Raw genomic sequence first — 9,201 nt, 5'->3', positions numbered from 1 at the left:
ACAGATTCACTCAACCACACTGCGGCATCACGGGCATGAACTCTCGAATCGCCCTCTGAGGGCGGTCTCCTCACCGGCCACGTAGGAGCCGGAACCCTCGACCACCTCGATGTCAAGATCGACGTCTGTGCCGTGGACGCGCCGTCCCAGATGGCCGTCGGCACGGGCCCGCTCGACCGCCATCCGCATGGTGGCCAGCGCGCGCGGGTACTCCGACCGGACCAGGACCACGCCGCGGCCGCCCCCGCAGGCGAAGCAGGCCAGCGCCAGCCCCTCCAGCACCCGCCCCGGATCCGCCTCCATCAGCAGCCGGTCGGCGTAGGAGCCCGGATCACCCTCGTCGCCGTTGGCGACCACCACCGTGCCGGGCGAGCGTCCGGCGGCGGCCCACTTGGCGGCCACGGGGAACCCGGCCCCGCCGCGCCCGCGCAGCCCGGAGGCCGCCACCTCGCCGAGAACCTGCTCAGGAGTCCCGGCGCGCAGAACGGCGGGCCACGCCCGCCAGGCGTCCCGGTCCTCGACGACGCCCGCCAGTACGACGGGAGCGCCGGTGGCGTCGGCGGCGGGGATCGGCGGATCGCAGGGGAGCGCCTGGCCGGTGAGCTGGTCGGCGAGCGTCGGCCCCGTGCACGGCGTATCACCGTCGAGGCAGGCGGGGCCGGCGTAGCAGTAGCCGAGGCACCGGACGCCTTGCAGGGAGACCTCCCCGTCCGTGGTGACGTGATCGGTGGCGACGTCCAGCGCCTGTTCGACCTCGCTGACGTGCCCGCCCGCCCGAGCGGCGAAGCAGGCCGCCGCGGTGCAGACCCGTACGTGCCGTCGGCCGTGCGGGGCGGCCAGGTCGGCGTAGAAGGTGGCCGGCCCGAGCGCCGAGGCCGCGGGCAGCCCGAACCGCGAGGCCGTTTCGGGAGCCCACGTCTCGACGGGTGCGTGCCCGGCCGCGGCTTCCTCGGTGAGGGCGTCGAGCAGTCGGACCCCGGGACGGCCGCGACGGTCCGCCAGGGCGCGGAACGCGTCGAACCGGCTGTGAGTACCCACGTTCCTCTACATGCACCCTTGGTCCTGGCCGCCACACTCCTGGGAGGGTCAGACTTGGGCAAGGGACCGTCCACGGTCGTGCTGAGTGGTTCTGGTTACCCGTGTCTTGATGTTGGCTTCCAGAAGGTGAAGGTCGAGGACCTACGGAAGGCGGGGGGAGGGTGATGCGCGAACCGACCGTGGCCGGCGTCCATGTCTCGACGACACCAGAGTCGGGACGAAAGACGGTGATCGGGGGCCGATGGCCCCGTACATGACTCCCCGCCACCGGCGGGGACGGCCGATGGCGAGGAAGACACGCAGTCAGACCTGCGGTGGTACGTCCTGCTCGTCCTGCGGGTGGCGTTCGACCTGGATGGACCACTCGGCGGCGGCCCCGGCCATCGCGGCCACGGCCGTGACGACGGGAGCGGCGATCAACGCCACCACGCCGACCGTGACGGGGACCTCCATCACCGTGTGACCGTGCGAGTCCTTGACGATGATCCTGCGAACGTTGCCCTCGTGGATCAGGGTCTTGACCTGGTCCGCGAGTTCGCTGCCGTGGACCTTGGCCTCTTCCGGGGCCACTGCCATCTCGCTGCTCCTCATCTTCGGCTTCTGCCAGCATCCCGGCGGTGGGGGCGTGGGAGCAGAGGCCAAGGTCCTATGGCGACAGGGCCGGACGGTTCCACTCCCGCGCACGCGACATGCGGGTGAACCCGTCCCCGAGCCGGGGCCGCCTCCTGCTCGGGACGGGCGGTGACGGACGTGCTGTGGTCAGGCGCCGCCCCACATGGGGATCTCGACGATGTCGTCGTGCTTCCAGACGAGGTTGTTCCGGACGGCCACGACACCGTCGATGTTCTCGGTCAGGCTGACGGTGGTGAGGGCCTGGCTGTGCTCGGTCAGCGTCCCGGACAGGGTGACGACTCCGTCGGCGACCGTGATGTCCAGGCCGGCGGCGTCGGATCCGAGGACCTCCCGTGCCTCGCGTTCGATCTCGGGGTCGGGGCGGAGGAAGACCTTGAGCAGGTCGCGGCGGCTGACGATGCCGGTCAGGCGGCCGCCCGCGTCCACCACCAGCAGGCGCTTGACGCCGTGGCGGTCCATCAGCCGCGCGGCCGACACCACCGCCGCGTCCGGCGTCGTGACGTGGGCGGGAGCGGTCATCAGCTCACCGGCGGTCTCGCCGAGCGACTTGCGGCGGCCGCTGCCCTCACTGCCCGCGGCGTGGCGGAGGCGGGCGCGCAGCGGCGGACGGTAGTCGTCGCCGTAGTAGCGCTCCTTGAACTCCTCCTTGGCCAGCAGGTCGGCCTCAGAGACGACGCCCAGGACGTGGTTGTCGTCGTCGAGCACGGGCAGGCCGCTGACCCCCTTGCTGATCATCAGCTCGGCGACGGTGTGGAAGGAGGCCTTCTGGTTGACAGCGACCACTTCGGTGGTCATCACGTTCTCGACGGCCGGTCTCATGGCGATCTCCTGACATGCCTGACCCGGACGATTCCGGGCACCGTACGGGCGAGCACGTCGGCGATGCGGTCGGCATGCTCATGGGGTGGCCCGCTCAGCTCGGCCACGCCGTCGTGGACGGCGACGTCCCAGCTCGGGCCGAAGGGGTACTGCTCGCGCAGCGCCGCCGTCACCTCCTGGCGCAGATCCTCGCCCGGACGGGCGAGCATGGCGATCAGGTCGCGGCGGCTGACCATGCCGGCGATCCGCCCGCCGTTCACGACCGGCAGGCTCTTGACCCGTTTGCCGACCATGAGGTCGATGGCGACGGTGACGTCGGTGGTCTCGGTGACGGTGACGACGTCGCGGGTCATGACCTCCATGACCCGGCAGGGGAGCGGTTCGGAGGCGTGGGCGTCCGGGCGGACGGTGGCGCGAGGATCGGGCTCGAACTCCCCGCGCAGCAGATCCAGTTCGCTGACCACGCCGACCAGCCGTTCGTCCTCGTCGACGACGGGGGCGGCGGTGATGTCCTGGCCGTGCAGGACCCGGATGGCCCGCCGTACCGGATCGGTACGGCGGACGGTGACGGCCGGGCTGCTCATGACCTCGCGGACCAGCATCGTTATCGGGCCTCCCACGTGGAGTCATCGGTCTTCCAGGTGAGCTTGTCGACGACGTCGACCACGCCGTTGACCCGGCCGGTCATGCGGACGGCGATGCCCGCCTCGGTACGGCGGTCCATCCAGCCCGACAGCGTCACGATCCCCTGTCGTACCTCCACCCGCACGCCGGAGGTGTCCACCCACAACTTCTGGTCGAGGATCTCGTCGCGTACCACGGCGGCGATCTCCTCGTCCGGGCGCAGGAACAGCTTGACCAGGTCGCGGCGGCTGACGATGCCCTGGAGACGTCCGTCACGGTCGACCACGGCGAGCCGCTTGACGTCGTGGGCGTCCATGAGACGGGCGGCCGAGACCGCGGACGCCTGGGGGGAGACGGTGATCGCGGGACTGGTCATCAGCTCGGCAGCGGTGTCGCCGGCGGCCTTCTGACGGCCCTTCGGGCGGCGTAGCCGGGCGCGCAGCGGAGGCTGGTAGCCCTCGCGGTAGAACAGCTCACGGAACTCCTCCTTGCGCAGCAGGTCGGCCTCGGACACCACACCGACCACGTGCTCCTCGCCGTCGACGACGGGGACGGCACTGATGCCGCCGGTGATGAGCGCTTCGGCGATGTCCCTGAACGGGGTGGCGGGGGTGACGGACACGATCTTGCCGGTCATCACGTCTGCGACGGTCATCTTCATGGGGGGCGGCTCCTTCCGTGAGCTTCGTTCCTGCCCTCATCACAACTCCGGCCGAGCCGGGCAAGTAGGGCCGGAAGTCCCGAGCGGGCGCCGCCGTAGGTCATCGCAGGCGGCGGAGCAGCGCGGTGGGCGGAGCCTGGGCGGGGGCGACCCTGATGCGGGCGTCCACGGTGGTCGCGCCGCCGGTGGTGACGATGACCGGGTTGAGGTCGAGCTCGGCGACCTGGGGCAGGTCTTCGAGCAGCCGGCCGATCCTGATCAGCTGGTCTTCGAGGCTCTTGACGTCCACGGCAGGTGAGCCGCGGTAGCCGTGCAGCAGGGGCGCGCAGCGCAGTTCGTCGAGCATGCCGGCGGGGTCGGTGACCGGCGGGACGCGGAAGGCGCGGTCGGCCAGGAGGTCGGCCGTCACGCCGCCCATGCCGGCCATGACGAGGGGCCCGAAGACCGGGTAGTTGACACCGCCGACGATCATCTCCACCCCGGCGGGCAGCATGGGTTGGACGATCGCGCCCGTCATCGCCGGCCCGATGCGCTCCGACATCTCGTGATAAGCGTGGCGAAGCTCGTCCTCGGTCCGCAGGTCGAGCCGTACCCCGCCGACATCGCTCTTGTGCACCGGGCCGACGGCCTTGAGCACGACGGGGAAACCGACCCGGGCCGCCGCTCGTGCGGCCTCGTCGGGGCCGCACGCCTCGGCCGACTCCGTGAGGGTGACGCCGTAGCAGCTCAGCAGCCGGGCGGTGGCCTCGGGGGAGAGCCAGCCGCCCTGCGGGTGCGCCTCCAGCGCGGCCGCGACGACCTGCCGTCCCGCCTCCCTGTCCACCGGTACGGGGATCGCCACGGGCTCGGGCGTCCGGCGCCACTCGGCGTACCTCACGGCACGGGCGAGGGCCTGGACGGCCTGCTCCGGGAAGGCGTAACTGGGCACCCGGCCGCCGATCAGCCCGTCGTGCCCGACGACGCAGGCCAGGACGGTCTTGCCCGCCTCCTTGGCCGCTTCGGCGATGGCCCGGCGGGTCTCCTCCAGCCCGGATCCGAATGGCGGAGTATAGACGACCAGGACGGCGTCCACGTCGGGCACGGCGGCCACCGCCCGTACGGCGGAGCCGAGCTCGGCTGCGGTGGCATCGGCGGTCAGGTCGACGGGGTTGCCCAGGGCGGCCGCGGCGCGCGCGTGCAGCAGCCCGGACGGAAGCTCGGGGACGGTCAGGCCCCGGCGCTCGCAGGCGTCGGCGGCCATGGCCTCAGGGCCGCCGGAGTTGCCGACAACGGCGACCCGGGATCCCCGGGGTAGCGGCTGGAAGGCCAGGAGCCGGGCGGTGTCGATCAGTTCAGGCACGCTGTCGAGCCGGATGACGCCGGCGGCGCGGACCAGGGCGTCCACGGCCACGTCAGGGGTGGCCGCGGCGGCGGTGTGGGAGCGCACGGCGCGGCCCCCGGCCTCGCCGCGGCCGCTCTTGACCAGCAGCACCGGTTTGCGCGCTCCGACCCGGCGGGCGATCCGGACGAACTTGCGCGGGTTGCCGAACGACTCCAGGTACAGGGCGATCACGTCGGTGTGCGGGTCGTCCTCCCAGCATTGCAGGAGGTCGTTGCTGCTGACGTCGGCCTTGTTGCCGACCGAGACGAACATGGAGACGTCCAGCCGCTGCAGCAGCGCCGCCGCGATGGCGCCGGACTGCGACATCAGCGCGACGCGGCCCTGCACGGGGTGGTGGGGCAGGAAGCTGGCGTTCAGGTGGGCCGCGGTGTTGACGATGCCCAGGCAGTTCGGGCCGATGAGCCGCATCCCGGCAGAACGGCAGACGTGCAGCAGCTCCGACTCCGTGCCGGGCTGTCCGGTCTCGGCGAACCCCGAGGTCAGCACCACCAGTCCGGCGACGCCCGCCTTCGCGCAGTCGCGTGCCACCTCCAGCACGCGCGCGGCGGGCACCGCCACGACCGCCAGGTCCACGCCTTCCGGGACCCTGTCGTGGCAGGCGAGCCCGGCCACCTCGGCGGCGTGGGGGTTGACCGGGTGGATCGGGCCGGGGAAACCGCCGTCGATGAGGTTGCGCAGCACCTTGTGGCCGACGGCGTGCTCGTTCCGGCTCGCGCCGATCACCGCCACCGAGCGAGGCGCGAGCACCCGTGCGAGGGAGGCGCAGCCGGCCTGGTGATCGCGGGACTCGACGCCGGCCCACAGCTCTGACGTGGGCTCGGCGGAGATGCGGAGGTGCAGGGTGCCGCCTTCGGTGTGCTGGGTGACGTCCAGCCCGAGGTCGCGCAGCACCTTGATCATGGTGCGGTTCTCCGCCAGCACGTCGGCCTCCAGTTCGCGGACGCCGTGCGCGGCGGCGTCCAGGGCGATGTGCTCCAGCAGCAGCGTGCCGAGGCCGTGCCCGTGCGCGGCGTCGTCGATGAGGATGCCCAGGTCGGCCCGGTGCTCGTCGAGAGGGATGTACTCGGCGACCCCGACCAGCCGGTCGCGCATCGCGGCCACCAGCGCGTGGCCTTGGTATTTGTCGCTCGTCACACGGTCCATGTAGGCATGGGCGGTGCTGCGGCCCCCGGTGAAGAAACGCAGGTAGGCCGAGCGTTCGGAGGAACGGTCCACCAGCTCGTGCAGGGCGTCGCGGTCGGTGGGCAGCAAGGGGCGCACGTGGGCGATGCCGCCGTCGCGCAGCAGCACGTCGTATCCCTCGGGCATGGCGGGTCTCCCGTCCGTGGTCCTTCCCTCAGCTTGTCCGGACGGAGGCCATCGCAAGCAGGGCCGAAAGTCACCGCGCGAAGAGGACGTCCGCCTCTCCTGGCCCGAACGTGCCGGGCGTGTGCTGGACAGGTGGGATCGGGACCCCACAGAAGGAGGACGCGATGAGCCTGCCAGAGCGGAGAGACGTCAGACTTCCGTTCCCGGAGCTGATGGAATGGCTGGAGCAGCCCATGTTCGGGTTCCGGCCGTTCGGACAGATTCTCCGGGTCGAGGACCACATCGCCGATGGGCGGTACGTCCTGCGCGCCGAGCTGCCCGGGATCGACCCCGACAAGGACGTCGAGATCATCATCGACGACCGTGTCCTGCACATCCGGGCGGAGAAGACCCGCAGGACCGCCGAGCCGCACCGCTCCGAGTTCGCCTACGGGGCGCTCGCGCGGACGGTGACTCTGCCCGCCGCGGCCAAGACCGACGACGTCAAGGCCACCTACGTGAACGGGGTCCTCGAGGTCAGCATCGGACTGGCCGAGGAGAAGAAGGCGGAGGGCCGGCGGATCACCGTCGAGCACTGAGGCCTGGTAGGAGCGGGCGGGAGGTGCCACGAAGCCTCCCGCTCGCTTCCGTGCGCGGGAGCCGAAGGTCCCGTCCCGTGGGTCGAGGACGGCTCGATCACCGACCTGTCCGCGCAGCTCGCCAGGCCGGTCACCGCGCAGGAGGTGGACGACGCCTTCGCCGCGGCCGCCGAGGACGAACTGCACGGCATCCTGCGCTACAGCACCGCCCCGCTCGTCTCCCGCGACATCGTCGGCGACGCGTCCTCCTGCGTGTTCGACTCCCCGCTCACCCAGGCGAGCGGCGACCTGGTCAAGGTCTTCGGCTGGTACGACAACGAGTGGGGCTACGCCAACCGCCTGGTCGAGATGGCCCAGCGGATAGCCTGAGCCACGCCCGCAGGACGGCCTGACGGGGGCCTGCGGGCCGGACGTCCCTGGGATAGGTGCCCAAGGCCCCTGACCGGCGTCCGGATCGGCGGTGCCAGTGGCGCGCATGACCAACATGTCCAAGACGAGGCCAGGGCTCACCACGGCCGAGACGGCGGCGCGGCTCGCCGCGGACGGGCCGAACGAGCTGGCGCGGGCTCGGCGTACCCATCCGCTCGTGCTGCTGCTACGGCAGCTGGTGCACTTGTTCGCTGGCCGAGGTGCACGCGGCGGCCGAGCCCGCTCTCGGTCCAGCTCGGCAAGGCCGTGAAGATCGTCGCGGGCATCGCGCTGGCCGTGGGCGCCGCCTTCTTCGGCCTGGCGCTGATGCTCGGCATGGAAGCGAGCCAGGGGTTCCTGTTCGCGCTGGGCGTCACCGTGGCGCTGGTCCCGGAGGGACTGCTGCCCACGGTCACGTTGTCGCTGGCCCGCGCCGCCCAGCGGATGGCCGCCCGCAACGCCCTGGTACGCCATCTGGAGGCGGTCGAGACACTGGGGTCGGCCACGTTCATCTGCACGGAGGGGTTCTCGGCCCGGCCCTGGCAGTGGCGGAGATGGCGGCCTTCGCCGGAGTCCTCCTGCTGGGCGGCTGGCATCCGGGTAGCGCGCCGGCGGTCGGCCTGCTCGCCGCCGCTTCCGGCACCGCGTTCGCCGCCGTCGTGCTCGGGCAGTTCGCCAACGCCTTCGTCTGCCGCAGCGAGTCCCGCTGGATCGGCCGGCGGCTGGGCGCTGGCGGCGATGGCGATTCCTGCCACGGTCGCGGCCGACACCACCTACAAGGCATGGCGGGCGTTCGCCTTTCAGGACACGGTCGCCGGAGGGCCGGAAGCGTGAGGACCAAGGTCCTCCGCGGCGACGGTCGTACGGCACTGCCGACGAATCCCCCGAAACGGTGTGATGAAGACGCGCAAGAGGACGACGAACCACCACCGAAAGGGGCCGTCATGGCCACCACGATCGACAGGCCCGTCACCCACACGGGCGCCACCACCGCCGCCGGACGCCGTCCGGTCGAGTACGTCTGGGCCGCCGCCCGGATCGCGATCGGCTGGGTGTTCCTGTGGGCGTTCCTGGACAAGACGTTCGGCTGGGGGTTCGCGACCCCGGCGAACAAGGCGTGGATCGTGGGCGGCAGCCCGACGACCGGCTTCCTCAAGGGCACCGGCGAGAACGCGCTCGGCGGCCTGTTCTCGAACCTGGCCGGTCAGGTGTGGGTGGACTGGCTGTTCATGGCCGGCCTGCTCGGTATCGGCCTGGCCCTGGTCCTGGGCGTCGGCACCCGGATCGCCGCGATCACTGGCACGCTCATGCTGACCCTGATGTGGGCCGCCGAGCTTCCGCTGGCCAACAACCCCTTCCTGGACGAGCACATCATCTACGCGATCGTCCTGATCGGCCTGGCCCTGGCAGGCGCGGGCACCGTCTTCGGCCTGGGCAACCTGCCGATCGTGCGCCGCAACGCCTGGCTGAAGTAGTGCGCACCAGGACACGCCCGCCCCTCAGCACCACGGGGCGGGCGTTTCGCTGTGCGCCCGGGCGGACACGCACGACAAGGACGAAGGTCTGTCGCATCCATGCCGTAGGCCTCCTGAGACGGGCGGGCGGCGCTGCTGTGCTGGGGGCGTCGACGACTTCGCCGTCAAGCTGCGCATCGTCCGCTTCCTGCGCACCCCGGAGTACGACCAGCTCTTCTCCGGCGACCCCACCTGGGTCACCGAGTCGATCGGCGGCATCGGCGAGGACGGCCGCCC

11 protein-coding genes and 1 pseudogene are annotated in these 9,201 nt (G+C 71.6%); 6 read left to right on the top strand and 6 right to left on the bottom strand.

Annotation, left to right across the window (positions count from 1 at the left end; genetic code table 11):
- Window positions 1-27 precede the first annotated feature (27 nt).
- The 6 genes from ACFFR3_RS44990 to ACFFR3_RS44965 all read right to left on the bottom strand — a co-directional run bounded on the left by ACFFR3_RS44990 (window position 28) and on the right by ACFFR3_RS44965 (window position 6,464).
- A complete protein-coding gene (locus ACFFR3_RS44990) occupies window positions 28-1,038 on the bottom strand; it encodes an NAD(P)H-dependent oxidoreductase subunit E (protein WP_345408423.1) in 1,011 nt (336 codons plus the stop codon).
- A gap of 303 nt (window positions 1,039-1,341) precedes the next feature.
- The gene (locus ACFFR3_RS44985) at window positions 1,342-1,614 is read right to left on the bottom strand and encodes a DUF4342 domain-containing protein (RefSeq protein WP_345408421.1); all 273 of its coding nucleotides are present in this window, start codon (window positions 1,612-1,614) and stop codon (window positions 1,342-1,344) included.
- A gap of 183 nt (window positions 1,615-1,797) precedes the next feature.
- Window positions 1,798-2,490: a CBS domain-containing protein gene (locus tag ACFFR3_RS44980; protein ID WP_345408419.1), complete on the bottom strand. Its 693-nt coding sequence runs from the start codon at window positions 2,488-2,490 to the stop codon at window positions 1,798-1,800.
- A complete protein-coding gene (locus ACFFR3_RS44975; RefSeq protein WP_364382458.1) occupies window positions 2,487-3,092 on the bottom strand; it encodes a CBS domain-containing protein in 606 nt (201 codons plus the stop codon). Before ACFFR3_RS44975 ends, ACFFR3_RS44980 begins: the two co-directional genes overlap by 4 nt.
- 2 nt (window positions 3,093-3,094) lie before the next feature.
- The gene (locus ACFFR3_RS44970) at window positions 3,095-3,775 is read right to left on the bottom strand and encodes a CBS domain-containing protein (RefSeq protein WP_345408417.1); all 681 of its coding nucleotides are present in this window, start codon (window positions 3,773-3,775) and stop codon (window positions 3,095-3,097) included.
- Between the two features lie 100 nt (window positions 3,776-3,875).
- Complete coding sequence (locus ACFFR3_RS44965) at window positions 3,876-6,464, bottom strand: GNAT family N-acetyltransferase (RefSeq protein ID WP_379485148.1); 2,589 nt, start codon at window positions 6,462-6,464, stop codon at window positions 3,876-3,878.
- A gap of 164 nt (window positions 6,465-6,628) precedes the next feature.
- Here ACFFR3_RS44965 and ACFFR3_RS44960 point away from each other — a divergent pair, with 164 nt between their 5' ends.
- From ACFFR3_RS44960 to ACFFR3_RS50295, 6 genes and pseudogenes are all read left to right on the top strand, one after another.
- Window positions 6,629-7,042, top strand: a complete 414-nt coding sequence (locus ACFFR3_RS44960; RefSeq protein WP_345408413.1) for an Hsp20/alpha crystallin family protein — start codon at window positions 6,629-6,631, stop codon at window positions 7,040-7,042.
- Between the two features lie 3 nt (window positions 7,043-7,045).
- Complete coding sequence (locus ACFFR3_RS44955) at window positions 7,046-7,411, top strand: hypothetical protein (protein ID WP_345409920.1); 366 nt, start codon at window positions 7,046-7,048, stop codon at window positions 7,409-7,411.
- Between the two features lie 106 nt (window positions 7,412-7,517).
- Entirely contained in the window at window positions 7,518-7,721 is a 204-nt protein-coding gene (locus ACFFR3_RS44950; protein WP_345408411.1) for a cation-transporting P-type ATPase, read from the top strand.
- Window positions 7,718-8,284 (top strand): hypothetical protein, encoded by a 567-nt coding sequence (locus ACFFR3_RS44945; protein WP_345408409.1) that lies wholly within the window; start codon window positions 7,718-7,720, stop codon window positions 8,282-8,284. The genes ACFFR3_RS44950 and ACFFR3_RS44945 overlap by 4 nt, the downstream gene beginning before the upstream one ends.
- A gap of 110 nt (window positions 8,285-8,394) precedes the next feature.
- Window positions 8,395-8,925, top strand: coding sequence for a hypothetical protein (locus ACFFR3_RS44940; protein ID WP_345408407.1), 531 nt, complete (start codon window positions 8,395-8,397; stop codon window positions 8,923-8,925).
- Window positions 8,926-8,974: 49 nt separating this feature from the next.
- Window positions 8,975-9,178, top strand: a pseudogene (locus tag ACFFR3_RS50295) (pyruvate formate lyase family protein); the annotation flags it as partial.
- Window positions 9,179-9,201: the final 23 nt, after the last annotated feature.

This window comes from Nonomuraea salmonea (assembly GCF_042428605.1).
Taxonomy (GTDB): domain Bacteria; phylum Actinomycetota; class Actinomycetes; order Streptosporangiales; family Streptosporangiaceae; genus Nonomuraea; species Nonomuraea salmonea.
Note: the sequence above shows the minus strand (reverse complement) of the source record. Positions and strands in the feature narration are given on the sequence as shown.

Coding starts and splice junctions, on each gene's coding strand:
- ACFFR3_RS44985 (WP_345408421.1), bottom strand. CDS start 1,614: ATGGCAGTGGCCCCGGAAGAGGCCAAGGTCCACGGCAGCGAACTCGCG.
- ACFFR3_RS44980 (WP_345408419.1), bottom strand. CDS start 2,490: ATGAGACCGGCCGTCGAGAACGTGATGACCACCGAAGTGGTCGCTGTC.
- ACFFR3_RS44975 (WP_364382458.1), bottom strand. CDS start 3,092: ATGCTGGTCCGCGAGGTCATGAGCAGCCCGGCCGTCACCGTCCGCCGT.
- ACFFR3_RS44970 (WP_345408417.1), bottom strand. CDS start 3,775: ATGAAGATGACCGTCGCAGACGTGATGACCGGCAAGATCGTGTCCGTC.
- ACFFR3_RS44965 (WP_379485148.1), bottom strand. CDS start 6,464: ATGCCCGAGGGATACGACGTGCTGCTGCGCGACGGCGGCATCGCCCAC.
- ACFFR3_RS44960 (WP_345408413.1), top strand. CDS start 6,629: ATGAGCCTGCCAGAGCGGAGAGACGTCAGACTTCCGTTCCCGGAGCTG.
- ACFFR3_RS44950 (WP_345408411.1), top strand. CDS start 7,518: ATGACCAACATGTCCAAGACGAGGCCAGGGCTCACCACGGCCGAGACG.
- ACFFR3_RS44940 (WP_345408407.1), top strand. CDS start 8,395: ATGGCCACCACGATCGACAGGCCCGTCACCCACACGGGCGCCACCACC.